This is a genomic window from Synechococcus sp. N19 (assembly GCF_900474045.1).
Taxonomy (GTDB): domain Bacteria; phylum Cyanobacteriota; class Cyanobacteriia; order PCC-6307; family Cyanobiaceae; genus Parasynechococcus.
The window spans coordinates 1-26,784 of record NZ_UCNR01000010.1 but is presented as its reverse complement, the minus strand read 5'-3'; the positions used below and the strand labels follow the sequence as shown (position 1 = coordinate 26,784).

Here is a 26,784-nt window from a genome sequence, read left to right as displayed (position 1 = left end):
TTTCTCTTTGGCCCGTCCCCGCGCAGCTGAACCAGGACCGGCGGTTCTTCTCGTTTCGAACGGTCCCGGTGAACTGACCACCTGGGTTCGACCTCTGGCCGAACGGCTGCACGCCAGCCTTCGCCTGCGTCCCCGGTCTCAGAGCGCGCCAGCTTCGTTGCATTTGGTGTTGGTGCCCTGCCCCAATGCCACGGGCCAAGAGCGTGCGGCCGCGGAGCCCTGGGGTTTGTTCGAGCGCATCGTGCCGGCAGGCCGCTTCTGGTCGCTGCTGCTGCGTCCCCAGCGCTACGGCCCATTGCCGCAGAAGGGTGTGGTGGTGTTCCTGGGCGGTGATCAGTTCTGGACTGTTCTGCTTTCGGCTCGTCTCGGCTACCGCCACATCACCTATGCCGAGTGGGTGGCGCGTTGGCCGGGCTGGAACGATCGGATTGCGGCGATGTCGGACGCGGTGCGGCGTCAGCTGCCTGTTCGTTACCAGCCTCGGTGCCGCGTGGTCGGTGATCTGATGGCGGATCTGTCGTCCTTCGCTCGTCGCGAGGAGCCTCTCCCCGAGGGTCAGTGGGTGGCCCTGTTGCCGGGATCGAAGCCGGCCAAGTTGAGCGTCGGCATGCCGTTTCTGCTCGATACCGCCGATCGTTTGGCCCGATTGCAACCCGGATGCCGTTTTTTGCTGCCGCTGGCTCCCACCACCAGCGTTGATGAACTGCTGCGTTTCGCCGGCGCATCCAACCCGATTGCTGCCCGCTATGGCGCCTCCGTTGCATCTGCGGAGCAAGGGGAGTTGGGGACGGAGTTGGTGACGGGTGCGGGCACACGGATTCGTCTGCTGGAGCAGCATCCGGCCCATGGCCCCCTGAGCCAGTGCGCCCTGGCCCTGACCACGGTCGGCGCCAACACGGCTGAACTCGGCGCCCTTGCGGTGCCGATGATCGTGATTGTTCCCACCCAGCACCTGGAGGTGATGCAGGCTTGGGACGGCGGGCTGGGGCTGCTGGCGCGTATGCCGGGTCTGCGGCGTCTGATCGGGGTTCTATTGACCCTCTGGCGTTTGCGCAACAACGGGTTTATGGCCTGGCCCAACATCAGTGCAGGCCGTGCTGTGGTGCCGGAGCGGGTGGGGGCGATCACCCCGGAGGAGATTGCGAAGGAGGCCTGCGATTGGCTGAACGCCCCCGAGCGGCTTGAGGGCCAGCGCCAGGACCTCCAGGCGTTGCGGGGAGAACCCGGGGCGGTGGCCGCATTGGCCGCCGAGGTGAGGGGTTTGCTTCCCCGAGAGCTCAACGCTTCCTAGTCTGCGCCCCACTCTGGTTCCGACGACCATGTCCCCGTCCAATCCGGTCGAACGCAGCGCCGAGGAGTGGAAGCAATCCCTGACGCCGGAGCAGTTCCAGGTGGCTCGCTGCGGCGGTACCGAGCGGGCGTTCACCGGGGCTTACTGGAACAACAAGGCCACGGGGATGTACCACTGCGTCTGCTGTGGTGCGCCGCTGTTCAGCTCTGAGACCAAGTTCGATTCAGGCACGGGTTGGCCCAGCTTCTGGGACGGTGTGAGTGCCGAGGCGATCACCACCAAAGAGGATCTGACCCACGGGATGGTGCGCACCGAAATCAACTGCGCTCAATGTGATGCCCACCTCGGACACGTCTTCCCGGATGGTCCCGCCCCCACGGGCCAGCGTTACTGCGTCAACAGCGCATCGTTGAACTTCAAAGCGTCCTGAACACCGTTCAGCGCCTTAGGCCCGATCACCAGGGATCATCGAGATCCTGGCTCCGGCGCTGGGGCGCTGCATCCTCCATCGGTTCCACATCCAGGGGTTCACCCGACTGCTGAACCGCGCGACGGGAGGCAGGCATGGCACGCCGCGGAGGCTGTTCCTCGTAGGCAGGCTGCTGATCGAAGGGTGCGGGCTCGTTGTAGGTCTGTGCTCGCTCAGCCCGCTGCTCGTCGTAGCGGGCAGGTTCGGCGTAGCGCTGCTCGTCGTACCTCTGGGGCTCATCGAGGTAACGGCGTTGCTGCATGGACTCCTGCCGCCGGTCCTCCAGCTCCACATATTCCAGTTCTGCATCAGCCTCAAACCGCTCGGCTTCTGAAGCCTGGAGACGCCGTTGCTCCTGCTCCTGGGGTTGTCCGGAGGTGAGCTGATTTTCCACGGGCACCAGGTTGACCCGGTAGCGCTCCCGCTCCTGCTCTTCCCAGCTGGGGCCACCGACTCCCAGTTTTTCCAGAACGCCGCTGTTCAGCTGTTTGAGCTTGTCTTCGGCTCCCTCGTAAACAATGATCCGGTCCGGGCCGCTGCTGACGATCTCCTCCACCGGCATTTCCCAGGTGCTCAGCACCCCTTCCCCCAGCAGGGGCACGCCAAGGGCGCCCATCACCAGGGTGGTGAGCTCGCCGGTCTCGATGTCGAAGGCAAAGCCGAGCACCCGCCCCAGCTGTTCACCGGACTCGGTGATCACCTGGCAGTTGATCACCCGGCTGTAGCGCTCAGGGTTGAAGTTTTCGCTGAGGGAGTCGGCCGAATCCACCAGGATCACGTCGCCCACCTGACGGATCCGGTCCAGCGGCATCCAGCGCGGCAGGCCGGGCAGGAAACGGGTCAGGGGGTTGTCCCGCAGCCCCACAGCCACCACTTCACGGCGGTCGATATCGACGATCACTTCACCCACCACCCCAAGACGGCGGCCGGTATCACGGGTGATCACCTGGGTGCCCATCAGTTCGGAGCGCAACCAGAGGCGATCGCTGGGTACGCCAGTGGTGATGGCGTCGTTTGGGGTAGGGGTCGGGGTCAAGCGCGGGCCCTCGGCCATGGACATTCAGACCATTGTGGCGCAGGGGTTCCGCCTGTCACGTTCAGATTGCACAGCGAAAACTCCGATCGTTCAGGCGGCATCCGGTAAACCCACCACCTGGGTGTGGGCGCCGCGGGCCTGGGTCACCCCGATCGTGCGCTGGGCTGCGCCGATCATCGGGCGGCGGTGGCTGACCACCATGAATTGGGCTGCCTCGGCCTGACGGGCGATCAGAGCCGCCAGGCGCTCCACATTGACGCCGTCGAGGAAGCTATCCACCTCGTCGAGGGCATAGAACGGCGACGGCCTGAAGCGCTGCAGGGCGAACAGGAAGCTCAAGGCGGTGAGTGATTTCTCTCCCCCCGACATCGAGGCCAGGCGCCGCACGGTTTTGCCCTTGGGATGGGCCACCAGGGTGAGGCCACCTTCCAACGGCTCCTCCGGGTTCTCCAGTTGCAGGTGGCCATCACCATCGGAGAGCGAGGCAAAGATCTCGCGGAAATGGCCATCCACGGCGGTGAAGGCTTCCATGAAGGCGTCCTGGCGCAGGGTGGCCACGGTTTCGATCCGCAGCAGCAGTTCCTCCCGCTCGCTGTTGAGCACGTCGAGCCGTTCGTTGAGTTCGTTGAGCCGCTCTTCGAGGGCCTCGAGTTCCTCCAGCGCCAGCATGTTCACGGGCTCCAGCGCTTCCATGCGTTGCTGGATGGCCTGCAGATCGGTCTGCAAGGCTTCCAAGCCCGCCAGCCGCAGGGCTTCCGGGATCTCCGGCCTCGGGTCCGGCAGGGCCTGTTCCATCTCCTGCAGGCGCACCGCACCGCTGCGCTGTTCTTCGATCAATCCTTCGCGGTCTTCCTTGAGCCGCTCCAGATTCCATTCGGCCTGCTGCAGTGCCTGACGCTGGCGGCCTACCTCGGCTTCCGCGGCGTCCCGTGCCCGGCGCTGGCTGCCGAAGCGCTCCTGCAGGTCGGTCTGCTGCTGCTCGAGCTCTTTGCGCTTCTCCTGGAGGTCGCTCTGCTGCTGGCGCCAGGCCCCATGGGCACTGGCGAGGGCCTTCACCGCCTCCTGCAAGCGCGTTTCTTCGGCGGCCAGAGCCTTTTCTTGATCCCCCAGGCGTTCGATCGCCAGCTGCCGCTCGCGGCGGGCATTCAGCAGCTGGTCGCGCTCGCGGCGGGCCGTCTCCAGCCGTTGATCGGCGGCTTCCTGTTCCGTCTGAAGTTGGGCCCAGGCGGCGGCATCGTCGTTGTTGCCGCTGTTGCGCTCCGCCTCATCCAAGGCCTGGAGTTCCGCGGTGAGTGGGGTGAGTGCAGTGCTGATGGCTTCGAGCCGCTGCTGTTGCTCGGTCTGGTCCTGGTGCAATTTGCTGAGCCGTTCGGCCCGCTGGCGGCTGCGCTCGAGCAGGGGGCCGTGGTTGCGCCGGGCGGCATTGCGCTCGGCGATCAAGGCCGCCTGTTGCTTTTCCAGTTCGCGCAGCTGGGGTTTCTGCTGTTCGATCAGTTGGGCCAGCTTCGACTCTTCCCGCCGGCAGGCCACCAGGGATTCCCCCAGTTCCAGCAGGCGCCGCCGCAGGGGTTCAGCTTCGTCCTGATCGCTGCTGCGGCCGAAGCTGAGGCTGCTGCTGCGCTGGGAGAGGCTTCCGCCGGTCATGGCGCCGCTCTTCTCCAGCAGCTCCCCATCCAGTGTCACCGCCCTGGAGCGGCCCAGTTGTTGACGGGCGCTGGCCAGGTCGGAGAACACCAGGGTGTCGCCGAAGACGTAAGCAAACACCTGGTCATAGACCGGTTCGAAGCGCACCAGTTCCACGGCCCGGCCGATCAGGCCGGAACCGCTGTCCCTACCGGGGCGTGCACCCCGGGCAAAGGCGGCTGAAGAGCCCCCGCCTCCAGGCGCGCGGATCTTGTTCAGTGGCAGGAAGGTTAGCCGGCCAGCACGGCGGCTCTTGAGCAGTTCGATGGCGCGGGCGGCGATGCGGTCGTCGTCGACCACCACCTGGCCGAGACGGGCCCCCGCGGCCACTTCCAGGGCGAGGCGATGGCGATCTTCCACCTCTCCCAGCTGGGCCACAGGGCCGTGGATGCCATCGAGGCCGGCCTCCAGCAGCAGGCGCAGGGCTCCGGTGCCGCGGCTTTCCTGAAGGGCATCCCGCCGGCTCTCCAGCCGAGCGATCTCCCGTTCCAAGCGGGTCTGCTCTTGCTCCAGCCGGCTGCGGGTGCGCTGTTGGATGGCCAGTGATTCGGCGGTCTGCTGGAGCTCCTGCTTGCCGTCGGCAATGGCTTGCAGCAGGGTTTGCCAGGTCTCCTCCAGGGTTGCGAGCTGTTGCTGCACGGCGTCGCCGTCGGCGCCGTCCTGGTGCTGCTCCTGGGTGAGCTCTTCCAGCCGTTCCCGTTCCTGGCGCAGCCGTTCCTGCAACTGCTGCTGCTCCTCCAGTAGGGGAGCGACGCTGCTTTGCAACTCCTGCCGGCGACCGCTGCGGCGCTTCTGTTCCTCCACCCAGGCGCCGGAGCGGCCCACCACATCCGCCAGCCGGCGGCGGGACATTTCCACCGCGGCTTCAGCGGCCCTGCAGTTGTCTTCGGCGGCGCTGAGAGCGTCCTGATGGGGATCGCGTTCCAGTTCCCGTGATTGCAGCTGCCACTGCTGACGACGGGTGGAGAGGTCCTGGCGCTGCGCCTGCAGTTTCTGGCCTTCGTCCTGGTGGAGGCTGGCCTGGCGCTCCAGTTCACGGCTGCTGGTGTCGAGGCCAGCCAGTTCCGCCTGAACCGCCAGCAGCTGGTCTTCCCCAAGGGCCTTCACCTGCTCCTGGAGCAAGTCCAGTTCGGCCACGGCCTTGTTCAGCTGCTCCCGGCCGCTGGCAATGGCCGAGGCGTCCCTCTGTTCCTGGGCTTCCAGCGCCTGTTGGCGCGTGGCCAAATCCTTGAGGGCCTGCTGGGCGGCTTCGTAGGCCAGCACCATTTCTTGGCGGCGCCCCAGTTGCAGCCGTTCCCGCAAGTCCTGGTATTGCCGGGCCTTGGCGCAGTCCTTCTCCAACCGTTGGCGGCTGGCCAGCAGTTCCTGCTCAATGATCCGGCAGCGCTCCTGGCGCTCCTGCACGTCATCGAGCTTGCGGCGGGTCTGTTCGATCCGGGTGTCGAACAGGGCAACACCGGCCAGTTCATCGATCAGGCCGCGGCGGTCGCGGTTGCTCATCGAGACGATGCGGGTGACGTCCCCCTGCATCACCACGTTGCTGCCCTCGGGATCAATCCGAAGGCGGCGCAGCTGGGTTTGCAGCTGCTGCAGGTTGCAGGGCACCCCGTCGGCGCTGTAGCTGGAGCTGTAGGAACCCCCCGGCATCACCCGCAGTTTGCGGGTCACCGTCCATTCCGTTTGTCCCGGTTGAATCCAGGGCCCCTCCGCTGGTGCCTCCAGGCCTTCCTCGGCGGCATCGGGTGTCCAGTCGCTCAGGTCAAAGCGGACGCTGACGGTTGTTTCAGCGGCCTTGCCGGCCTTGAGCATGCCGCTGTTGACCAGGTCCGGCAGGCGGTCAGCCCGCATGCCACGACTGGTGGCCAAGCCCAGGCAGAACAGAACTCCATCAAGGATGTTGCTTTTGCCGGAGCCATTGGGTCCGGTGACGACGGTGAATCCCTCTTCAAGAGGGATGGTCATCGCTCCGCCGAACGACTTGAAGTGGGTCAGCCCAACCTGATTGATATGAACCAACAGGATCTAGGGCTGTGAGCATGTCGAAATTAGCGGAACCCACGAAAAGCTCAAGGGTTCGACAAGGAGCAGTGCCCGGAATTGATGCGCAGGCAGCCGTGGAGGTCGCCCTCGAGCTGCAGGGTGACGTCTGCATCCGTGGCGTTGGGGAGCACTCCGCTGTAGCTGCCGGCATGGATGCGTTCGGCCCAGCCCCGATTGCCCGAAACGGCAGCACTGCGGGGTTCCAGCCAGACCTTTCGATGGGCAGGCAGGGGAACCGCTGGTTGGGCTGCTGCGTTGAGCTGCGGCACTGTGGCCAGTCGCCAAGATCGGCAGCTGTCCCCGTCCTCCAGCAGCAGATCGATGTGGCATCTGCTGGGGTCGTCCGGTGCTCCGGTGTGACGCAGGAGGGCGTATCGCGGCAAAGACTTTCCCTCAGCCTTCAGTCTCCCTACCCTTCTAAAGCGTCCTGCCAACGGTCTTCATGGCCTCGCCATCGCCGCAGTTCAACGGCAGATTCGAGCACCACTTCCGTGAGCGCTTTGAAAGCCTGCTGCCGACGATCCAGGAGCGCTGGCCGGATCTTGCTGAGCACACCCTTGAAGCCACACGGGGGAGTGTGGATGAGTTGGTTCGTTTGATTGAACAGAACACAGGCCTGACGCCCCAAGGGGTTCGGGAGCAACTGGAAGAGCTTCTCCACAGCGCCGGTGATCGCAGCCGCGACTGGGCCGACAGCCTGGATCCCCTCGAAGAGCAACTGGAACAGTTGCTGGATGAGTTGAACAGCACCCTGCGGCCGAAGATCGAGGCGCCTGTGCGTCAGCGACCACTGCTGGCTGTGGGTGTTGCCCTTGGTGTTGGGTTGCTGCTGGGCAGCATGCTTCGCGGGGGGCGGCGTTCCTGATGGCCGATCAGAACTCTCCCCGCGGATTTGGAGCGGCAGCTCGGGTGACAGCACTGGCGGCGTCAGTGATGGATCTGCACGTGCGGATTGCCCTGCAGGAAGTGGATCGGGAAAAACGCCGACTGATCAGCGGTGGCCTGTTCCTCGCCATTGGAGGCACGGCCATGTTCCTGGCCTTGCTGGCGGGCGAAGCGTCGTTGCTGCTTTGGATTCAGGCCAAGTGGGATCTGGATTGGATCCGCGCACTGTTGAGCCTTGCGGTGGCCAACCTGGTGCTGGCGGGCATCAGCTTGCGCATTGGCGGCCAAGTGCTGAAGGGCCCGTTCCTGCCTCAGACGTTGGAGGGACTGATGAAAACGGTGCGGGCAGTGATGGGACGGGTGTGATCAGCGGATGTCGTAGTGCAGCCAGCGGCAGTCAATGCCGCCGTTGCTCACGGGAATCCGTTGCTCGGCCTTCAGACGCAGGGCTCCCGTCAGGTTGCGATTTCCACTGAGCAACCAGAGCTTCCAACCCTTGGCCTGGCCTTTGGCGTAGTTGCCAAGCTCTCGATACAACGCCTCCAGCTCCGCTTCATCACCGATCCGTTGGCCGTAAGGGGGATTGCACACCAACACCCCCGGCCCCTCCGGGAGGGGTTGATCGCTGAAAGTGCCCGTGCAGATGCGGATGACTCCACTCAGCCCAGCGGCTTCCACATTGGCCAGGGCCTGATCGGCAATGGCGGGATCCGCTTCAATCCCCAGGAGCGGCGGCAGGGTGAGGTCCCCCCTGCGCCGTTGCCGGGCGCGATCAGCTTCTCTGTCCCAGAGCTCCGGCTGGAAATCGGCCCAGCCCTCGAGGGCAAAGTTGCGCTCCAACCCCGGGGCCTGCTGCAAGGCGGCCAGGGCCGCTTCGATCAGGAGCACTCCGGATCCACAACACGGATCAACAAGGGGTTGGCTTCCATCCCAGCCCGTGAGGCGGATCAGTCCAGCGGCCAGATTTTCTTTCAGCGGTGCTGCTCCCATGGCGGCCCTGTAGCCACGACGGTGCAGGCTGCCCCCACTGCCATCGAGACTCAGCTGGGCTTCTCCGCGGCTGAGGTGCAGGTGTAATGAGAGATCGGGGTCGTCCAGATCAATCGAGGATCGCTCACCCCAGAGATCCCTTTGTGCGTCAACAAGGGCGTTTTTCACCTGCAACGCCGTGAAATGGCTGTGGTTCAGTCCTGGTGCTGTTCCAGTCACATCCACCCGGAAGGTCATTGAGGGATGCAGCCAGCGCTCCCAGTCGAGCGCTTCGCGGATGCCGTCATAGAGGTCGTCCCGGCCCTGGCAGGGGAAGCGCGCCACCTGGCGCAGCAGCCGGAAGGGCAGTCGAGCCTGCAGGTGCAGCCGGTAGAGGCAGGCCATGTCTGCCTGGAAGCTGACGGCACGCCTGCCGGGCCTCACGGCATGGGCTCCAAGGGTGCTGAGTTCGTCGCCAGCGGCTGCTTCCAGGCCTTGTGGCACGACTGCCACGGCGGATAGCCGGTTTGTTCGACCCAAGGGCGTTGTGCTCCAGGTCACCACTCCTGTCAGAATGACAGGGTCCGGCTTCGTCGGACTAGGTGATCCACACCAGTGTTTCGGACAGCGGTTCGATTCCGCTCAGCTCCATTCCCCCTCACGGGGCTGCAATGGTTTCGACGGGGCATGAGGAGGGTGACTGAAGCCTGCTCGGTGAGAGCAAACCCGTAACTGCGAACAACATCGTTCGTTTCTCCCGTCAAGCAGCCCCTGTTGCTGCCTGACCCATTAAGGGAGATGGGGTGAAGTCAGCCTTATCACCCAAATGACTCATGGGGGCTGGAAGGCCCCCTCAAACATTCCAGGACAAGCGATCTCAGGGATCAGCTGTTTGCGGATAAGACGGTCTGCGGATAAATCTGCGGATAACTTGCGCTGCCTGCTCGTGAGCGCCGGAAGTGGGCTGCGGAGGCTGTAATTGCCTGATGCTGCCGAAAGTTATACAGAGCTATATCAGATATGCGCATGCTTGAGCATGCTTAAGACCTCGTTATCTTTGCTGGCTAAATAAGATCGAATTTCAGGAATTGAGCATTGACGTGGAGATGCCAAGGCTATATTTTGCTCATTAATCGACGTACCGGATCAAAAGGTCCTTTCCCAGCCCAAAAACCTCCTCGCTTGTCTATCTCTACACAGATAAGTGTTCCGACGGATAAGTCCGTTGGCTTCATCAATGGCTGGCAAACACCTACCGGCGACTGATTAGTCCAACCGAATCAGCACTATCTGTGGAAACTCCCACCCACTCCTGGGTGCCGTCGCCTGTCATGGCGGAAATTCTCGGCATCCATCGTCAAACACTGCTGCGACTGCGCAGAAGCAGCTTTTCTCCATTCGTAGAAGGCCGTGATTTTCGTTGGTCCGGGATGACCACGAACTCAAATCTTCAGTGGCATGTCGCCACCACTGAGAGCACTTTCACTAATGCCCGCCGCATGCCCGCCGCTGAGCTGGAAACCTTCGGTGCGGTCGCTCGCTGACAAAAAAGACCCCCGCGGTTGCAGCCGCGAGAGCCCCAAAAGAAAAAACCTGACCTTCAATCTAATGCGGACCAACCAAGCATCTCCCAGCCCAGAGCTGAAAGCCGCTCGTGTCAAAAGTCATGACTGGCAAATGTCCCAGGCGCTGCAGATGTGCGTTGCCTTCGAGTGGGACCTGACGAGAACCATCGATGAGCACTTCTCAGGAGTCAGCCCTCAGCGGCAGGCGATTTTCAAAGACCTGATCCGTCGCTTCGCGCAAGTCAGAAAAGAGGCGCTTGCCCTCAGAAAAGAGATCGATTCGGAACTGAAGGGCCGGTCCATCGATTCCAGTGAGGAGCTGTTCTGAGTGAAGACTCCCAAACCTCAGCTCCAGCGCCTCCAGACGCTCATTGACAAGGGCTGTTGTCTGCTGCCTTGCGGCGCAAACAAAAACCCCCTGATCAAGTCCTGGCCCTCTTCGGAGGGCCTTTCCCTCACTGATTTGTGCAACTACCCCGGTGTGAAGGCTGTTGGCCTTCGCACTGGTCCAGAAGATGGCCGCATCGTTTCCATCGACATTGATGGCGGAACCGCTGTCGACAAGGTCTGCGAATACGGCCTCGACCCGTTCAAGGGGACGTTCATTGTTGGCCGTCTCGGTGACACCAACCGGCTGAAGCTTCAGTTCCAGCTCACTCCTGAGCAGGCTGCTGAAATCGGGCCCTTCCAAGGGAAGACACACACCAAGCCCGCAGCCGATGGCGCCAAAGGCGAAGCCGTTGAAGTGTTCGCCACACGTCGAAGGCAAGTGATCGTTGGTGGCCGCCACCCATCAGGCGAGAACTACATCTGGTTCGAAGGTTGTGGTCCTGAAGCTCTTGCCGCACCAGACGCGCAGTGGTGGGAGTTCATCAAGGAGTGCCACTCAAGGGCACAGCAACCGCCACAGCGACAACATCGCTCAGGCCCGGGCCTGAAGAGCAACACGCGTAGCGCAAACCCTTGCCCGGTCTGCGGTCGGCATGACGGCCCTGGTGGTTCAAACCTCTGGTGTGAACACAGCAAATCCGGGCTGTTGTTCTGCATGCCTGGCACGACGTTCTCGGCTCCAGCAGGACTCCGCATCGGCGATGTGGTCAACGGCTGGGCACTGAAAAAAATCACGCCAACCCCAGACGGACCGGTGCACGTCTTCGGCGAACACGACCCCGAAAAATTGAAGAGGCAGAACGATGCACAAGCTCGTTAGTCAGGTCGCATCGGGGTGGTTTTACCCCGACAAAGGCCCTCCGCAGCGCAGTGCCTGCGCTGCGGGCGACATCACATCACTCATCTACGCAGCCCCCTACGAGCTGCGCTTCAACGAACTGTCGATGGAGGTCCAGCTCGATGGTGAGCACGTCACCTCCGAATGGATGGAGACGGCGTACGTCGAGTTCCAAGAACGGGGATGGAAGGCCAAGAAAAACGACGCCTACGACGCGATCCTTCAGGTGGCGAAACAGAGTCGCTTCCATCCAATCGAACAGTACTTAAGGCGGATTGAGCAGGACAAATCCATTCAGATGGTGGACTTGTCGACATTTGCTCGGGACTACTTCGGGGTTTCCGGCGAGCTGGCGAACGAGATGTTCCTCGCCTTCCTCAGAGGCGCCGTCTGGCGTGTCCTCAACCCTGGGTGTCAGTTCGATGCAGTCCTGACTCTTAAAGGGCCTCAGGGCATTCGCAAGACCAGCGCACTGAGGGCTCTGGTGCCTGATCCGGAGTGGTTCAGCTCAAGCAGTCATGACCAGCTCAAGGATCAAACCATTGCCCTTCACAGAGTGCTGATCACTGAGCTGGGTGAGCTTGAGCATCACACCGGCAAACGTTCAGCCGGTGCGCTCAAGAACCTCATCACCAACCCTCGCGACTTGCAGCGGGTGCCATATGGCCGGGCCTATCAATTCATGCCCAGGCGGTCAGTGTTGGCGGCCAGCGTCAACGGCGACGACTTCCTTCGAGACACCACCGGTAACCGCCGTTTCTGGGTTGTGGATCTGCCCCAGAAGCAGCATGTCGACGTGATCGACACCGATCGCATCGAACGTGATCGAGACCGCATCTGGAAGGCTGCAATCGCCCAATACCGTGCAGGCATGCAGCCGATGCTCAGTTCCGCTCATCAAGGTCAGAGCGACAAGCAGAACGAAGGCTTCACCATCGAGAACCGTTTCATCAGTGCCGTTGAGATGCGGTGCCTTGAAAAGCTCAAAGCCTCAGCGGGCTTCCCGTTGCAGGTGGCCATCGAAGAGTCGCTGGTCTGCGCTTCTGTCGAACACCTCGAAGACGGTCGGGTTCGTGTCGTTCAGCGGCAGGCCACCAAGGTCGATCAGCAGGACATGGCCGAGTGCTTGAAGTTGCTGGGCTTCGAGCGTGACGACAACCCCACGGGCACAGATCGCACCAGGAAATGGCGCTTCACCGGCACAGACGACACAGAGTCAGCTCAAGGGTCTGTGTCAGCCGAGAAGCCCCGCGTGGCCCACGTTTTGCGCCTCCCCAACACAGACACACAGACAAATAGGGCTGTCTGGGTAACTACTGAGGAAGCCTGAAATGCGACTTCCAGAAAGTGCGAAAAGGTCTGTGCGTATGTGCCGCGAGACAAGCCAATCAACCAACACTCCTTGGAAGGTGTCATCAACACTGACTTCGAGTTCTTGGTGAGGCCCAGCTCTTGGATAAGTCCCTTAGCCAGGCCTGGTGCACAAGTTCCATCGAAGGCTTGCAGACAGATCGACTCGGCGATGTCATTTTTGAGATGTCCCGAACCCTTCGAGCCATCTAGGTGCTCATGAGTCTCCCGAGCATTTATGAAACTTGCCGTCCAAGAGAAGACGTGCTGGAAGGCCGGATCCGCGATGAGGACTTTGCAGCCGACCTGAGCCAGGTGCTGAAGGGCACGGCGCCGGAGCTCTACAAGAATCCGGCCCTTTTCTTCGCGAACACGCATCCAACCAAAGGCCTAAGGGATCTGTTCTTGGCGGTGGTGGACAGGCTCACCAGCTCAGGCAGCCAGCTGGGCAGCATCCTGCGGCTCGACACCAGCTACGGCGGGGGTAAGACCCATGCCTTGATCGGCCTGAACCACATCCTCACGGCGGCCGATCAGATCTCAAACCTTGCGGAGTTCATTGATCCAGCCCGCCTGCCCAGCCAGAAGGTCACGGTGGCGGCCTTCGACGGAGAGAACGCCGACCCGATGAATGGCCGGCGCATGGAGGGCAACGTGCTCGCCTTTACCCCTTGGGGTGAACTTGCTGTCCAGCTGGCAGGCCCAGCGGGCTACGAGCGCATTCGCAATAGCGACCGTCTTGGAGCGGCCCCTCCTGGCGCTGAAACCCTGCGCGAGCTGATCGGTGATCGGCCGGTGCTGATCCTGATCGATGAGCTCTCGATCTACTTGCGCAAAATCAAAGGCCCTGCCGCTGGCCAGGCGGCCGAGCAGCTCACCCCTTTCCTCACTGATCTGATCAAGGCGGTGAACTCCTCTCCTAAAGCGGTGCTGGTGTTCACTCTGGCCCTGGGCAAGGGCGGCCAGGCGGTAGATGCCTATGGAGAGGAAAACCAGCGGATCGATCGGATCTTCTCTGAGCTGAAGTCAGTCACTGGCAGGCAGATCACGGCCCTCACCCCCACAAGCGAAGACGAAACGGTTCAGGTGCTGACACGCCGCCTTTTCGAGTCGATCGATCGCAGCCGGGTGGAGGAGGTGGTGCAGGCCTATCAGGAAATCTGGAGCCGGACCTCTGAGGCCTTGCCACCGGTGGGGCAAAGCGATGATCGCGCTGCCAATTTGCGCAAGGGGTATCCGCTTCACCCGGAGCTGATCGACACCCTGATGCAGAAGACCTCCACCCTGGAGAACTTCCAGCGGGTCCGGGGCATGCTGCGGCTGTTGGCTCAGACCGTTGGCCAGCTCTGGCGTGAACAGCCACCGGGTGTCACGGCTGTCCATCTCCACCACATCGATCCGGGTAATGAGCGGATTCGGCTGGAGCTCTCCACCAAGCTGGGCTTGCAGGCCTTCATCCCGGCGATCCGGGCAGATGTGTCCACCACACAAGACGAGGGAGGCAATGCCCTCTCCCAGCGGCTGGATTCCCAGGAGTTCACAGGGATGGAGCCTTATGGATCGATGGCAGCGCGCACGGTGCTGTTTCACTCCCTGGCCTTCAACGAACCGCTGAAGGGCCTTAGCCGCCTGGAGCTGAACTACAGCCTTTATGCCCCGGCGGTGGATCCGGCTTTTGTTGATAAGGCGGTGCGCCTCCTCCAAGAAGAGTCGGAGTATCTCGACGACAGCGGCACCAGCAAGCTGCGCTTCCTCACCGACGCCAACCTCAACCAAATGGTGAGGAAACGGGAGGGACAATTCGATCTAGAAAGCGTCCGCGAGGAGCTGAACCGGCGCATCGGCACCATCTTCGCCAAGCAACGGCTAGAGCCTGTGCTGTTCCCCTCCAGCCCAGCTGAGATTCCTGACGACACGGATGGGCCATACCTGGCAGTGATCCACTGGGAAGGCCACACCGTGGAACAGGCGAGCATCCAGCTGCCGGAACTGGTGCAGAGGCTTTTCAAGGAGAAGGGTGACAACGCCAATGTGCGCCTGAACCGCAACAACCTGGTGTTCGTCTGTGCCGATGCCCTGCAGGTGGACGACATGCTGCGGAAGGCCCGCACCTACCTGGCGCTGCAGCAGATGCAGCAGGGGGATTTATTCGCGAGCCTCCAGTCACATCAACAGGACCAGGTGAAAGAGCGCTACGGCCAGGCGCAGCAGGGGTTCGCCCTGGCAGTGCAGCAGTGCTACCGGCACGTTTTCTATCCCGAGCGGGGCCAGTGGCCCGAGGTGCCTCTCACCCACGCTGCGATCACCGTCACCAACGCCAGCAGTGAGCCTGGTTTTGGCCAGAAGCAGGTGGAGAGGGCGCTGCGGGAAGCCCGTGAGCTTGTGTTGGCGGATGACGTGCCGCCGGCCCCGAATTACATGGCCGACAAGACACCCCTCAAACGTATGGGTGTGATGAGCACGCGGGATCTGCGCAACGAGTACTACCGCGACCCGGCGCTGCCGATCCTGCTGGGCGATGAGGTGCTCAAGAAGTGCCTGCGCATGGGCCTGGATCAGGGCCTATTCGTTTACAAGGAAGGTGATCGCCTTGAAGGCCAGGGCTTACCACCCGGCTCCATCTCGATCAGTGAAGACGGCAAGGTCTACATGTTGGAGAAGGCGCTGGAGTTAAGCGTCTGGCCGCCGAAAACATCAGCTCCAGCCGCAGATTCAGGTGTGGTTCAAACAACCGCATTTGGCGGTGAAGGCGGAACAACTCCAGTGACTGGAGGCGAAGAGACGGAGACCACTGTTCAGATAGGGCTTGGCTCCACCAGCGGCGGCGATGGGGGATCAGGCATTGCGCCACCCGCAGGGCCTGGGGTGATCGAGCGCAGCGACAACGTGAAGACAGCCCTCACCCAGCTGGCCCAGCAAGTAAGCAGCTCGGGCCAGAGGATCAAGCGCCTCACATGGCGTATGAACAGTGGTGATGGCTTTCTTCCCATGGCCCTGCTTAAAGCCGAGCCTGACGCCACAGTTCGCGTAGAAATGATGGAGGGCGGTTGGAGCAGCGGCGACGGCAGCGCCGAATGGAGCTTCGACTTCAACGGCACCCCCGAGGAGGCAACTCATCTGCGGGGCTTCATCGAGGGCCAATGGCGGCGAGGCGGGGAGAAGTCGCTCGACATCACCTATCAGCTCCAATATGAGACTCCCTTGAGCTGGGATGACGGCGGCGAGGCCTGGATTACGCGCCTTACCCGAGCAGGTCTCAGCGCCCAGACCGCCACGATCCGCCTGGAGCTCACTAACCCATGACGCAGGCGATCGCTTCCGGCCGCCCGGCCTACGAACTGCGCAGCAAGCAGCGCGGCCCCAGCGATCTGGAGCTAGAGGTGTGGCAGGTGCCCAGCACAGCTACTCCGGAGCTCAAGGAGCCCAAGCGTCTCGCTGGTTTGAGTGGACACAAACTCCTCATCGTTGAGGGTTCTGTTCTTCGGAAGTTGAAAGCCGAGAAGGTGAGCCTGGCCAAGCTCAAAAAGGGCGAGAGCCGGCGGGACGCCCTCTCGGAAGACCTCGCGATGGCGATGGGTTTGCTGTTCAAGCTGTTGGCTCCCATGCGCAACGTGACATCCATGGAAACTTGCGCCCGAGGCATTGATGCCATGGCCCGTGAAGAGTCGGCCTATTGGCTGGGCATGGCGATGCATCGCAAGAATCCTCGACGGGTGCTGGCAGCCCTTCGACTCCTTCTCTCTGCGAACTGAGTTCAGAACCATGACCAAACGTTTGATCGAAGAGTGGCTACCGATCGCCGAGCTCGGAGAAGAGAGCATGCGCGAGAGACGCTCGATGACGGCACTCCCACCGATTTACTACCTGCATGTGTGGTGGGCGCGTCGGCCGCTGGTGGCCTCTCGGGCGGCGGTGCTGGCGTCGTTACTACCGGCCGATGCTGATCGGACCATGTTCATGCACATGCTCGGGATCCATGGGGATCCAGTGGCCGCGAAGAAGCGGATCGCCAAGGCCAAGAAGACCGGGGAGGATCTCGGCTTGAATGTTTATGGTTATCCCAGGGCATTCCAGTACTGCCCCAGCGAAAAGGAGGAGTTCTGGCTGCTGGAGGAGACCCAGAAACTCGGCATCGAATACCCCACCGTGTTGGATCCCACTGCTGGCGGTGGGTCCATCCCATTTGAGAGCGTGCGTCTGGGCTGCAAGACCCTCGCCAATGACATCAACCCTGTCGCATGCTTGGTACAGAAAGCCACCTATGAGTGGCCTTCTCAGCACGGTCGGGCGTTGCTCGATGAGTACAACCGCCTGACTAGCCGTTTTCTGGAGCTGGCAGAGCCCCGTTTCCAGTACGTCTACCCGCTTGAGCCATCCGGCACCCAGGTGCTTGGTTACCTCTGGGCCCGCACCATCCATTGCCCCTATTGCGCCGGCAGGGTACCCCTGTCCCCGAACTGGAAGCTGGCTCCTGATGGCACTGGTGTGAAGTTATTGCCTCATCTAGGTAATGGTCCGGGCGACACCAGCCGACATTGCAGCTTCGAGATCGTGGGCAGTGCCAGCGAGCAGAGCGACGGCACGGTGAAGGGCGGTGCTGCTACCTGCCCTTATCCCGACTGCGGCCGCGTGATCGATGGCGATCAGGTGAAGGCTCAGGCCCAGGCCGGCGGCATGGGCGAGCAGCTGTTTGCGGTGGCGTTCAAGCGCAAGTTGCCCACCACGTACACCAAGGCTGGAAAGCCGAAAAAAGACAAGTGGGAACGGGGCTACCGCTCCCCTCGGCTGGAAGACGACAACAGCGGCGCAATCGAAGCCGCTTTGGCTGACAAGCTTCCGGAATGGGATGCGCTGGATCTGGTCCCGAACGAGAAGTTCCCCGAGATCTGCAATGACGACCGCCCCATTCAGTACGGAATGCCCTATTGGCGCAATCTGTTCTCGCCACGCCAGCTGCTCTGCCATGGCACCAGTGTGGAGATCTTCAGGGAGCTGGTGAATGAGGAGTCGGCGAAAGCTGAAGGGCTCAGCGACTTGCAGCGGGCGGCGTTGGCATACGTAGCGCTGGCTCTGAACAAATTAGTGAACAGGAACTCTCGAGGTTCCACTTGGATTTTTCAGCGTGAAGTTGTGGCTCAGTTTTTCCAGCGACATGACTTCTCAACCAAGTGGTCTTATGCCGAGATGCCTCCGTTGATCGTCGGCGATGGCTACGGCTGGGTTTTTGGGCAAGTGGCGAAGTGTTTCGGTGAGCTCACCGACCTCATCGTTCCATCCGACGGGGCTGTCACAAATGCAGGCCCCCTGTTTTCAGCGAGTACAGCTAACGCTCAGCCCAGCTCTACAGCTCCGGTGGTGATCTCCTGCGGCTCTGGTGATTCACTCGCCCATCTCGATGACGGCACGGTGGACGCTGTGGTGATGGACCCGCCTTATTACGACAACGTGATGTACGCGGAGCTGAGCGACTTCTTCTATGTCTGGCTCAAGCGCACCGCTGGCCTGCTCTACCCAGAGCTGTTTATGGCACCGCTCACTGATAAAGACAACGAGGCCGTCGCCAATCCAGCCCTGCACAAGGGCAAGAAGGGTGCCAAGGCTCTGGCAGGACTTGACTACCAGCAGAAGATGGCTGAGATCTTCGCCGAGTGCCGCCGAGTCCTCAAGGATGACGGCGTGATGACCCTGATGTTCACCCACAAGGCCACAGGCGCCTGGGATGCCCTCACCAAGGGCCTGATTGATGCCGGCTTCGCCATCACCGCCTCCTGGCCGATCAATACCGAGGCCGAGGGCTCCCTTCACATCAAGGACAAATCTGCTGCCAACAGCACAATCTTTTTGGTCTGTAGGCCACGCCTTGATCAGAAGCCAGAAGACGGGGTGCAGTACTGGGAAGACCTTGAACCCCGCGTGAAAGCTGCTGTACGCCAGCGGATCGAGCAGTTCCAAGCCAGTGGCATTCGCGGTGTTGACCTTTACCTCTCTTGCTTCGGTCCGGCGCTAGAGGAGTTCTCCCTGCACTGGCCGATCAAGCGTGGCCAGCCCAAACCCATCGAAGAAAAAAGAAAGAAGCGAGGTCGTGCTCAGCTCACCCTCGATGAACTTCTTAAAGAAGACGACCCTTACGCCGTCACACCAGAAGACGCTCTTGATGCTGCTCGCCGCGAGGTGAAGGCCTGGCGGATGGAGAAGCTCACCTCCGGCTCTCGCCGCGCTCAGCTTGATCCGCTCACCGAGTGGTTTGTGCTGGCCTGGGATGCCTTTGAGGCTCCGCAGTTCCCGTTCGATGAAGCTCTACGCCTCGCTCGCGTAGTCGGTCTCGACCTTGATAAAGACGTGGTGGGCGTGTTGGCCGAGAAGAAGACCAGCAACCTGATCCTTTGGGACAGCTCCACCCGTGCCACCAAAGGCAAGCTCGGCTCCCCCGATGGCACCCGCTCCTGGATCGATGCCATCCACCATTGCGCCCACCGCGCCCGCAGCATTGACCTCAACGCTGCCAAGCAGTTGCTCGATGACAACGGCCTGGCCAACAGCGCCGACTTCCTCACAGCTCTGGAGGCCGTGCTGGAGGTACTGCCCCTTTCCGCTCGCTACACCGGCTTCGATCCGGTGAAAGCTGCCGCTCCTGCCGCGTCGGATTTCGAAGCCCTGGAGAACCTGCGCCGGCTTGCGTTGGCGGAGGAGGTTCCGGCACCGAAGCAGCTGGAGCTGGTGCTCGCGGAACTGGCTGAGGTTTAGGCAGCCATGGCCGGCCTTGCCGATCACACCTGGAAAGGGCGTTTCAGCAGCTCCCTGGAGAGCCTGCTGGAGGGCTTTTACAAACCGGCCTTAATGGATGCCGTCCGCTACTGGCGCGTCACGGGCTACTTCACCAGTCGCTCCCTGCTTCAGGTGCTTGAGGGGGTGGAAAACCTGGTAGCTGCCTCACCTGATGGCCTGGGCCGCGGCCAGATGCGGTTGATCACCGGTGTGTTCTTAAGCGAGGCCGACATCACCGCTCTGGCAGCCGGAACACCCTCTGAAACTGTTCTCACCGATCACCTCTCAACCCATTTCCCCTTCGAGGGTGTTGAGCCTGGTGGTCAAGGAGAAGCAGCTCTCGGAGCCGAGCTCCTGGCATGGCTGGTGAACCGGGGCCACTTGGAGATCCGCGTAGGGCTGCCCCTTATCAACGGGCAGATCGTCAACGACGGCGCCATCTTTCACGCTAAGGAAGGCGTGATCGAGGACAAGGACGGGCAGCGTTTGGGCTTCAGTGGCAGCGTCAACGAAACCCCCAACGGCTGGACAAGCAACTTCGAAACCATCCAGACCTTCTGCTCTTGGAGGCCAGGTGGTGCCGAAGCCATTGATGATCTGGAGGCCGGCTTTCTGCGGCTCTGGGAAAACCAGGACTCCGGCGCCCGCACCTTCACCCTCCCAGAGGCAATCCGCCAGCAACTGGCCATCTATGCCCCGACCGAGCAGGCACTGCCCCGTCGCCTCAAACCTTTCCTCAACGATCTGCCAGCACCACAGCCAGAGCCCGTCGTTGAGATCGTTCCCGACATCGATGAACGGCGCCGCATCGTGTGGAGCTACGTGCTCCAGGCCGCCGCTAGCGATCTGCCCGGAGCCGAACGGGTTGGTGAAGGCACCAGTGCTGTCACTCCTTGGCCCCACCAACAGCGCGCATTCCAGCGCCTCTGGCAGCAGTGGCCGCCCAGGCTGCTGATCGCTGATGAGGTGGGCCTCGGTAAAACGGTCCAAGCCGGCCTACTACTCCGTCAGGCTTGGTTAAGCGGCCGGGCCCGTCGCATGCTGGTGATGGCACCTGCGTCGGTGCTCAAGCAGTGGCAGCGGGAACTGCGCGAGAAGTTTGGCCTCGACTGGCCCATCTACAGCGGCAAGTCACTCGACTGGCAACCCACCCGTTTCCGTCCCGCTGGGCTCTCCCGGCCGGTGGACCGGAGCATCTGGACAGCAGAGCCCTTTGTTCTGGTCTCCAGCCACCTGATGCGACGGCGTGACCGCCACAAAGATCTGCTGGAAGCCGAGCCCTACGACCTGGTAGTGCTCGATGAGGCCCACCACGCCCGCACCCGTCGGGAGAACAGCAGCAGCGGTGGCGAGCGCCTCCGCCCCAACACCCTGATGCAGCTCATGCAGCAGCTGCGCCAGCGTACCAACGGTCTGCTGCTGCTCACCGCCACGCCCATGCAGGTGAGTGAGCTGGAAGTGTGGGACCTGCTCGCCCTGCTGGGCATGCCCCCCGAGTGGACCGAAGACGCCTTCGAGAGGTTCTTCGAATGGGTGGAAAAGGAGAACCCGGATGAGGCAACACTGGCCTACTTGGCTGGGTTGTGGCGCAGCAGTGTGTCGGCGTTTGGCGAGGCACCAGGCAATGCCATGCCGGAAGAGCTGCGTAGGTCGCCGCTGCGCAAACGCAAGGCCCTGCGCGCCCTCAATGACAGGGACCCCCTCTCCCGCCGCAATCTCAGTGTCGAGATCCGCCAGGCCTCGCTGGCTTTGGCGAAGCGCTGGACTCCTGTGCAGGGGCTGATCTCCCGTCACAGCCGCAACCTGCTGAGGGCCTACAAGCAGCAGGGATCGATGGATCTGGCCATCGGCAATCGCCACGTGGACGACTGCTTCCTGGAGAGCACGCCGCTGGAGCGTGCGCTGTATGACGCCGTTGAGGACTTCATCTCCACCCAGTACGCCCAGGCAACCGGCCAGAAGAAATCGGCGGTGGGCTTCGTGATGACGATCTATCGGCGGCGTCTCGCCAGCAGTGTGGCCGCTCTGGTCTCTACTTTGGAGAACCGGCTGGCCGGCCAGCAGCAACAGCTGGAGGAAGACGCTGCAGCTGCAGAAGACGACGACATCAGCGGGGAGCAGACCTTCGACCTGGAGGGCATGCAGAGCGCCTTGCAGGAGACCTCGCTCCAGGATGAACGCGATGCCATCAGCATGTTGCTCGATCAGGCCAGGCCCCTAGTCGGCCAGGACAGCAAGGGTGCCGAGTTCCTCAAGTCCATCGAGCAACTGCAGGCCCAGGGCTACAAGCAGGTGATCGTCTTCTCCCAGTACACAGACACCGTCGATGCCCTCAAGGAGCTGCTGATCAGTGCAGGCCGAACCAGCCTGATGGCCTTTACCGGTCGCGGCGGAGAGATCTTGCAGAAGGGCGGGGTCTGGAAGGCCCTGAACCGTGAGGCCACCAAACGGGGCTTCAAGGAAGGCAAAGCCGAGATCCTGCTCTGCACCGATGCAGCCGCCGAGGGCCTGAACTTCCAGTTCTGTGGTGCACTGATCAACTACGACATGCCGTGGAACCCGATGCGTGTGGAGCAGCGCATTGGCCGTATCGACCGCATTGGCCAGACCCATGAGCAAATGCAGATCGTGAACCTGCATCTCGATGGAACTGTGGAGGCCGATGTGTATCGGGCGCTGAAAGGTCGAATTGCGATGTTCGAGCAGGTGGTGGGCAAGCTGCAGCCGATCCTGGCCAAGGCCTCCAGCTCCATCTCCCAGGCCACCCTCGTTAGCCGTCATCAGCGGGAGAAGGCGAGGGCATCAGCGGTGGCAGCTGTTGAGCAGGAGTCCGAGATCAAGGGCCTCGATCTTGATGATGTCCTTCAGGACCTTGATGCCATCCGTGAAGTGGTGAACAGCCTGCAGCCTTCACCGCTCACCCTGGCTGATCTCGAAGCGATCCTTAGACAGCCGTCGCTGCTTCCACCGGGCTGCAGCGCTCGGCCGATCGGTGCCTACGACTTTGCCTGGACCCAGCCCGGCTTAGATGAGGAAATGCGCGTGACCTGCAATGCCTCCTATTACGAGGACAACAGCGACAGCTGCGAGCTGTGGGTGCCGGGGAGTCCGTTGTTCCCTGACAGGCAAACGCTTGAAGCGTCACTCGGATGCGTCGCTGTCGATAAGAGTCAGTTCACTCAGCTGATCAGGGACTGACTCGTCCTTGCGAGGTGGCCCTAATCCAGCAAGCAAAACGCTTCCTCGTTGCAGCGGACGTACAGGTTCAACCAAGGTTGAGATTAAAAGCAATAGGGTCCTTCCGAGTTTTTATGAATGTGAGGTAATTCGACGCGCTCTGTTTGAGTAGGTAGATCTCCAGCAATTACCGCAAATAAATCTGATTAATCTCCACTAGAGTCTTTTAGGACACCTACATGCCTATAGGCGATCTCATCACCCAAAAAGAGGCCGCGGCCATCCTGAATCGCAGTATTTCTGCTGTGTCTCGGGCGATCAAGGATGGGCGTTTGGAGTACGCCGATCCTAAGAATCGCCTGCTGCATCGTCCCGGTCTTGAGATGCGCTTCGCACGCAAAACCAGGCCGCGGATTGATGTACCGCAATGCAAAAGCGCAAATTCTCTGCATACGCAATATGTACAAAATCAGCCAAAAGAAATTGCGATGGACTACTGGAGCCGTCTCGATCAAAAGCTCAGTCTCTCCATGGGCGCTGGTCCTGCTTACTGGCAAGAGCCATCGAATCCACAACGTCTCCGATTATTTGTCAGGACGCTCGATGAGCTTCGGATGCAGTGCGAGCTGGAGGGGTTGGAGCCCTAATCAGCCAGCTTTTCTTCAATGAGGTGCCAAGCATTCGCGTAGGGGCTGACATCCCATGAATATTTGTTTTTGGATGGTGGGATGTGTACCGTCCTCACACTGCTGTCTTTGTGAGGGCGTCCATCTTTACCAGGGGTTTTGAGCCAGTTCTGGTGAGCAGCTTGTATTCGGTTGGACATCACTGACGCAGGGACTACATAGAACTCGTTTGGTTGTTCGTCGTCCGGCTCCCTGATGCCACCTAGTACCCAAAAAAAGTTTTCCCCATAAGGTTTCTCAGCTTTTAACCCAACAGAGCAAGTTGTGCTTTTGCCAGGGATGTAGGTCTTGACCTGTATGTGTACAAACTTTGTGCCTGCGACGTTGCTGCAGAGGATGTCGGTGTTTGCGGCATTGCCGAGGGTGACCACGGCGTAATACCCCCGACGGCACAGCTCTCCCGCAACGAAGAACTGGCTGGCGTTGCCTCGGAATGTTTTATCTGCCGCCATGGCTACTTCTGTTCGCTGTTCGGTTCCACCATCCAGCCGAGAAGGTGCTCTATGACCTCGCCGCGACTTCTTAACCCCCACTCCTTGCGCTTGTGGTCAATCATTGCCGCTATCTCGTTGCTCACGTGGATGGTGACCGCTTTTTTGTTGTTGATCCGTGCCATTAGTCGTCTGAGTAGGTCTCTTCATAGATGTCATTTAAAGGCCGATCGTTGAACGTCCAATAGGAAGGACCGCTGCTTGGGGCACCGCCTCGTAGCTCACGCGTAAGCCTTGATAAGGAAAGCGTCCGCCCTTCAAAACTGACCTTGCGCCCATCAGCGACCGTGCAGGTTGTCTGCCTATCTCCCTCGTAAAGAAGCGTGCTTCCAACAGGGATACCCATTTCCAAATAGTTCAGAGGCGGTCGCCTATCTCGCTTGAACTTTTCTGCGGAGGCTTTCGCTTCAACGTCCACCCTTTCGGCTTCAGCCTGAATCGCTGGAGTCACGTCCTCCAGCTTCATGAGATCTAGCAGGCCAATCGCCTGCTCTGGCTCGACATCAAAAAATTCCCTTTTGGCATTGATCCTGTAGGGACCAAAAGCGTTGTGAAAGGCTTTCTCAACCTTGTCCATATCCGCAACTCTTGCTGCATAGGCACATTCGAATGGCAGCGGAACTCCTGTTGTGTACAGCTCGTTAAGACGTGCCTCGACTCCACGGCCTGTCTTCCCGATCTTCACCATCTTCGGCATGGCGGGGTTAGTCAGGATGTAGACGATGCCCTCGTTCATCGCGGTGGTTGAGCCATCGCCAGTCTGTCCTGGGTCCGTTCGGATTCCCAGTCCAAATCAGTTGTTTCTCAGCGGTGGAACAAGACCGCCAATGCGTATCCGAGTACTAGACCGATGCCCAAGGTGAGCCAGAAAAGCTGGGACTTGGACAAGTCAAGGTTCTTCCGAACCCCTCCCGCGCACCTTTTAATCATCGACAGCACAGGGAAGAGCCTCGCCTCCCTCAACTTCGACTGATATTCATCCCACGTCTCTTTGTCGGGGTAGTAGTGGGTTTTGGAATTAAAGATTGCGGTGCTAGGGATCTGGTGTGCCTCCCACTTGTGGCTTGCCCGTGCAATACCTGACCAAGCATGGGCGCCTGGGTCAAAATTGCATTGAGGGCACTTGAAGTAGCTCATCTTCCTAGAGGGCTCTTGAGGCTGTGTGGTTAGCTCGCTTCAGCGAAGGCAGTCCGTACGCTTCTCCACTCTGACGTCCGATAGCTGCGGTGATGCACCTCGACCGTGTGCCCCATGGCCGCGGCGATCAAGGTGTCGTCTTGCACGATCCCGTGAGCCCGGACGCTGAAAGTGTCCCGCAGTGAGTACGGCCGCAGCCACTCGCCTCGGGCTTCGTATTCAGCCATCAGCTGCTGCCAGTAGGGCAGACGCCGCAGCACGGCCCCGAGGGACTTCCCGGTCACGGTGGGGGGCAGCTTGAGCTGGTCCCAGCTCTCCACCAGCCCAAAGGTGCTGCCGTCGACAGCCACGGCCTCAAGCCAGCGGGGATCGGTCTCTTCCTTCACCCCGCCGCGGGTGTTGTAGGTCTTGCCCTTGGTGACACGGAGCTGGGGCTCGCCGTCGTCGTTGGTGGCCCGGGTGATGAACGCCACCTCCCAGGAGCGGACACCAAACACTCGGCAGATCTTGATCACGTTGGCCCAGGTCTCCGGGAGCAGTCGGATCAGCTCCAGCACCTCGGCATCAGTGAGAACAGCCTTCTTCCTGCTCTTGGCATCAGCGCCGCGGATCTTCAGGTAGTCCGCCTCGGGGACCAGGAACGATTGAGGTTGCCGGTGTTCGGCGACGGCGTATTCCAGAAATTTCTTCAGCGCCAGGCAGCACTCCAGCCGGCTCTTCGGCATCTCGACCCAAGGCTTGAGAGCCTCGCCGTGTTTCTTGCCTGGCTTCTGGTTGACCCGCTGATGGGTCAGAACCTTTTCCATCAGCGCCTTCCCTGTCTGGGCTGCATTGCGCCCGTCGAGGTGCAGCAGGGCCACGTTCAAATAACGCCCGTAGCTGGCCTCGAATGTCTTCTCGGCGATGCGGTTGTCGAGGGTGAGCTTGTGCTCCCGGAAGGCGGCCACGATGCCGGGCCATGGCGTCACAACCTCCTGGCTCTTGTGGTCGCTGATGGCGAGCGCATCGGCGATGGCTGCCTTCAGGGTGATGCCGCCTTCCATCACCGGCTCGTAGATCTTCAGCAGCAGTGCATAGACGGGCTGTCTGCTGCTTTCAGCCCACTCGTAGGGAAGGCTTGCCGATGCGTTGGCTATGCACGCACCAGGGGGGAACTGGAGCTTGATGCGGACCTTGCCCCTCTCGTTGCAAACGGTCCATCCGCGCCATGGAGCAGTGGCTTGCAGAGCTTTCTCCCAGGGCTGCTTTTTGGACTGCCGGGGCAAGGCTTGCGGATAAATCTGCGGATAAAACTAGTTCCGGATGCTCTCAGATGCAACTGACTACTTTCAAGAATCCCTGTGCCAGCTTGGGTTTGAGCTGAAAGTCGTTGCGGCCACTGGAGCTGTTTCAGTGCTATCACCCAAATGACTGCTTGGGGGTGGAAGCCCCCCTCAACCATTCCACCGCAACCGATCTTGGTTTTAAGACGGAGGCCCAAAATGGGGCCATTCGCAAAACCGTTCGCAAAAATCTGCCGCCTGTTTTGGACGGCATGGATAAGGCGGAGGCGCTTGCTTATGTCTCCCGTCTTTTTGATGCCGCCCAGGCTAGTGCTGCTGTGTGGGGCGATGCCCTGCTGATCAAGCGGTTCATCAGTCAATGCAGTCGCACCGGCAGCAAGGCCACTCAGGACGGCTACCGCTTTGAGATCCGCAAGTTCACGCGCTGGCGTGATCGACACCATCCACATCTGCATCTGCGGGAGATCAACCCCGCCTTCTGTCAGGACTGGGTGTCCCTCCTGCGGGAACAAGTGGACGCCGGCCTCATGAAGCCCCGGACGTTCAATCGCCGGATCGCTGCCATCAGTTCCCTGTACCGATGGGCGGCTGAACCAAGCCGCTCAGCGGTCACGGGGGTGCCGCGTAACCCGATGCCGCCTCGATCGCTTCTTCACGCTGACAAGATCACCAGGCCCCTGACCGATGAACAGATGGTGCTGTTGATGGCGACGATCGCCAAGGCTGCTC

At 61.2% G+C, this 26,784-nt stretch carries 22 protein-coding genes; 14 read left to right on the top strand and 8 right to left on the bottom strand.

Annotated features, from left to right (window positions below; genetic code table 11):
- Nucleotides 1-7 precede the first annotated feature (7 nt).
- Nucleotides 8-1,291 (top strand): glycosyl transferase, encoded by a 1,284-nt coding sequence (locus DXY02_RS07010; RefSeq protein WP_114988671.1) that lies wholly within the window; start codon nucleotides 8-10, stop codon nucleotides 1,289-1,291.
- Between the two features lie 28 nt (nucleotides 1,292-1,319).
- Nucleotides 1,320-1,721, top strand: coding sequence for a peptide-methionine (R)-S-oxide reductase MsrB (gene msrB / locus DXY02_RS07005; RefSeq protein WP_114988670.1), 402 nt, complete (start codon nucleotides 1,320-1,322; stop codon nucleotides 1,719-1,721).
- A gap of 25 nt (nucleotides 1,722-1,746) precedes the next feature.
- Here the strand turns inward: msrB and DXY02_RS07000 are convergent, their stop codons facing one another.
- The 3 genes from DXY02_RS07000 to DXY02_RS06990 form a co-directional block, all read right to left on the bottom strand.
- Nucleotides 1,747-2,796 (bottom strand): PRC-barrel domain-containing protein, encoded by a 1,050-nt coding sequence (locus DXY02_RS07000; RefSeq protein WP_371640023.1) that lies wholly within the window; start codon nucleotides 2,794-2,796, stop codon nucleotides 1,747-1,749.
- A gap of 90 nt (nucleotides 2,797-2,886) precedes the next feature.
- Nucleotides 2,887-6,495 (bottom strand): chromosome segregation protein SMC, encoded by a 3,609-nt coding sequence (gene smc, locus DXY02_RS06995; protein ID WP_114988668.1) that lies wholly within the window; start codon nucleotides 6,493-6,495, stop codon nucleotides 2,887-2,889.
- A gap of 50 nt (nucleotides 6,496-6,545) precedes the next feature.
- Nucleotides 6,546-6,902, bottom strand: a complete 357-nt coding sequence (locus tag DXY02_RS06990; RefSeq protein ID WP_114988667.1) for a hypothetical protein — start codon at nucleotides 6,900-6,902, stop codon at nucleotides 6,546-6,548.
- A 59-nt stretch (nucleotides 6,903-6,961) separates the two neighbouring features.
- Here DXY02_RS06990 and DXY02_RS06985 point away from each other — a divergent pair, with 59 nt between their 5' ends.
- Together DXY02_RS06985 and DXY02_RS06980 are read left to right on the top strand one after the other, a co-directional pair.
- Nucleotides 6,962-7,384, top strand: coding sequence for a YqjD family protein (locus tag DXY02_RS06985; protein WP_114988666.1), 423 nt, complete (start codon nucleotides 6,962-6,964; stop codon nucleotides 7,382-7,384).
- Nucleotides 7,384-7,770 (top strand): phage holin family protein, encoded by a 387-nt coding sequence (locus tag DXY02_RS06980; protein ID WP_114988665.1) that lies wholly within the window; start codon nucleotides 7,384-7,386, stop codon nucleotides 7,768-7,770. The genes DXY02_RS06985 and DXY02_RS06980 overlap by 1 nt, the downstream gene beginning before the upstream one ends.
- Here the strand turns inward: DXY02_RS06980 and DXY02_RS06975 are convergent, their stop codons facing one another.
- Entirely contained in the window at nucleotides 7,771-8,913 is a 1,143-nt protein-coding gene (locus tag DXY02_RS06975; RefSeq protein WP_114988664.1) for a class I SAM-dependent RNA methyltransferase, read from the bottom strand. It abuts the gene before it with no gap.
- Between the two features lie 791 nt (nucleotides 8,914-9,704).
- Between DXY02_RS06975 and DXY02_RS12230 the strand changes: the two genes are divergently transcribed.
- The 9 genes from DXY02_RS12230 (at nucleotide 9,705) to DXY02_RS06930 (ending at nucleotide 23,105) form a co-directional block, all read left to right on the top strand.
- Nucleotides 9,705-9,917 (top strand): hypothetical protein, encoded by a 213-nt coding sequence (locus DXY02_RS12230; protein WP_137024468.1) that lies wholly within the window; start codon nucleotides 9,705-9,707, stop codon nucleotides 9,915-9,917.
- Nucleotides 9,901-10,266 (top strand): hypothetical protein, encoded by a 366-nt coding sequence (locus DXY02_RS12225; RefSeq protein WP_137024466.1) that lies wholly within the window; start codon nucleotides 9,901-9,903, stop codon nucleotides 10,264-10,266. The genes DXY02_RS12230 and DXY02_RS12225 overlap by 17 nt, the downstream gene beginning before the upstream one ends.
- A complete protein-coding gene (locus DXY02_RS06960; protein ID WP_114988662.1) occupies nucleotides 10,267-11,148 on the top strand; it encodes a hypothetical protein in 882 nt (293 codons plus the stop codon). It begins immediately after the preceding gene.
- A complete protein-coding gene (locus DXY02_RS06955; RefSeq protein ID WP_114988661.1) occupies nucleotides 11,132-12,496 on the top strand; it encodes a VapE domain-containing protein in 1,365 nt (454 codons plus the stop codon). The genes DXY02_RS06960 and DXY02_RS06955 overlap by 17 nt, the downstream gene beginning before the upstream one ends.
- A 239-nt stretch (nucleotides 12,497-12,735) precedes the next feature.
- Nucleotides 12,736-15,819, top strand: a complete 3,084-nt coding sequence (locus DXY02_RS06950) for an ATP-binding protein (RefSeq protein WP_114988660.1) — start codon at nucleotides 12,736-12,738, stop codon at nucleotides 15,817-15,819.
- Nucleotides 15,816-16,268 (top strand): hypothetical protein, encoded by a 453-nt coding sequence (locus DXY02_RS06945; RefSeq protein WP_114988659.1) that lies wholly within the window; start codon nucleotides 15,816-15,818, stop codon nucleotides 16,266-16,268. Before DXY02_RS06950 ends, DXY02_RS06945 begins: the two co-directional genes overlap by 4 nt.
- Before the next feature lie 10 nt (nucleotides 16,269-16,278).
- Nucleotides 16,279-19,260 carry a DUF1156 domain-containing protein gene (locus DXY02_RS06940; RefSeq protein WP_114988658.1) on the top strand — a complete coding sequence of 994 codons (2,982 nt, stop codon included), beginning with the start codon at nucleotides 16,279-16,281 and terminating at the stop codon, nucleotides 19,258-19,260.
- A 6-nt stretch (nucleotides 19,261-19,266) separates the two neighbouring features.
- The gene (locus DXY02_RS06935) at nucleotides 19,267-22,479 is read left to right on the top strand and encodes a DEAD/DEAH box helicase (RefSeq protein WP_114988657.1); all 3,213 of its coding nucleotides are present in this window, start codon (nucleotides 19,267-19,269) and stop codon (nucleotides 22,477-22,479) included.
- A gap of 218 nt (nucleotides 22,480-22,697) precedes the next feature.
- Nucleotides 22,698-23,105, top strand: coding sequence for a hypothetical protein (locus DXY02_RS06930; protein WP_114988656.1), 408 nt, complete (start codon nucleotides 22,698-22,700; stop codon nucleotides 23,103-23,105).
- Here DXY02_RS06930 and DXY02_RS06925 read toward each other — a convergent pair.
- The 4 genes from DXY02_RS06925 to DXY02_RS06905 form a co-directional block, all read right to left on the bottom strand.
- A complete protein-coding gene (locus tag DXY02_RS06925; RefSeq protein ID WP_114988655.1) occupies nucleotides 23,102-23,596 on the bottom strand; it encodes a hypothetical protein in 495 nt (164 codons plus the stop codon). The two genes, DXY02_RS06930 and DXY02_RS06925, sit on opposite strands and share 4 nt — an antisense overlap.
- A gap of 2 nt (nucleotides 23,597-23,598) precedes the next feature.
- The gene (locus tag DXY02_RS06920) at nucleotides 23,599-23,760 is read right to left on the bottom strand and encodes a ribbon-helix-helix protein, CopG family (protein WP_114988654.1); all 162 of its coding nucleotides are present in this window, start codon (nucleotides 23,758-23,760) and stop codon (nucleotides 23,599-23,601) included.
- The gene (locus DXY02_RS06915) at nucleotides 23,760-24,371 is read right to left on the bottom strand and encodes a GIY-YIG nuclease family protein (RefSeq protein WP_114988653.1); all 612 of its coding nucleotides are present in this window, start codon (nucleotides 24,369-24,371) and stop codon (nucleotides 23,760-23,762) included. The genes DXY02_RS06920 and DXY02_RS06915 overlap by 1 nt, the downstream gene beginning before the upstream one ends.
- A gap of 430 nt (nucleotides 24,372-24,801) precedes the next feature.
- Entirely contained in the window at nucleotides 24,802-26,037 is a 1,236-nt protein-coding gene (locus DXY02_RS06905; RefSeq protein WP_114988651.1) for a hypothetical protein, read from the bottom strand.
- A gap of 269 nt (nucleotides 26,038-26,306) precedes the next feature.
- Between DXY02_RS06905 and DXY02_RS06900 the strand changes: the two genes are divergently transcribed.
- Nucleotides 26,307-26,784 (top strand): site-specific integrase (locus DXY02_RS06900; protein ID WP_170951509.1); only part of this gene is annotated, 478 nt, incomplete at its 3' end.

Excerpts from the sequence above, each read along its gene's own strand:
- msrB (WP_114988670.1), top strand. The coding sequence starts at position 1,320 with ATGTCCCCGTCCAATCCGGTCGAACGCAGCGCCGAGGAGTGGAAGCAA.
- DXY02_RS06985 (WP_114988666.1), top strand. The coding sequence starts at position 6,962 with ATGGCCTCGCCATCGCCGCAGTTCAACGGCAGATTCGAGCACCACTTC.
- DXY02_RS06980 (WP_114988665.1), top strand. The coding sequence starts at position 7,384 with ATGGCCGATCAGAACTCTCCCCGCGGATTTGGAGCGGCAGCTCGGGTG.
- DXY02_RS12230 (WP_137024468.1), top strand. The coding sequence starts at position 9,705 with ATGGCGGAAATTCTCGGCATCCATCGTCAAACACTGCTGCGACTGCGC.
- DXY02_RS06955 (WP_114988661.1), top strand. The coding sequence starts at position 11,132 with ATGCACAAGCTCGTTAGTCAGGTCGCATCGGGGTGGTTTTACCCCGAC.
- DXY02_RS06950 (WP_114988660.1), top strand. The coding sequence starts at position 12,736 with ATGAGTCTCCCGAGCATTTATGAAACTTGCCGTCCAAGAGAAGACGTG.
- DXY02_RS06945 (WP_114988659.1), top strand. The coding sequence starts at position 15,816 with ATGACGCAGGCGATCGCTTCCGGCCGCCCGGCCTACGAACTGCGCAGC.
- DXY02_RS06940 (WP_114988658.1), top strand. The coding sequence starts at position 16,279 with ATGACCAAACGTTTGATCGAAGAGTGGCTACCGATCGCCGAGCTCGGA.
- DXY02_RS06935 (WP_114988657.1), top strand. The coding sequence starts at position 19,267 with ATGGCCGGCCTTGCCGATCACACCTGGAAAGGGCGTTTCAGCAGCTCC.
- DXY02_RS06930 (WP_114988656.1), top strand. The coding sequence starts at position 22,698 with ATGCCTATAGGCGATCTCATCACCCAAAAAGAGGCCGCGGCCATCCTG.
- DXY02_RS06925 (WP_114988655.1), bottom strand. The coding sequence starts at position 23,596 with ATGGCGGCAGATAAAACATTCCGAGGCAACGCCAGCCAGTTCTTCGTT.
- DXY02_RS06920 (WP_114988654.1), bottom strand. The coding sequence starts at position 23,760 with ATGGCACGGATCAACAACAAAAAAGCGGTCACCATCCACGTGAGCAAC.
- DXY02_RS06915 (WP_114988653.1), bottom strand. The coding sequence starts at position 24,371 with ATGAACGAGGGCATCGTCTACATCCTGACTAACCCCGCCATGCCGAAG.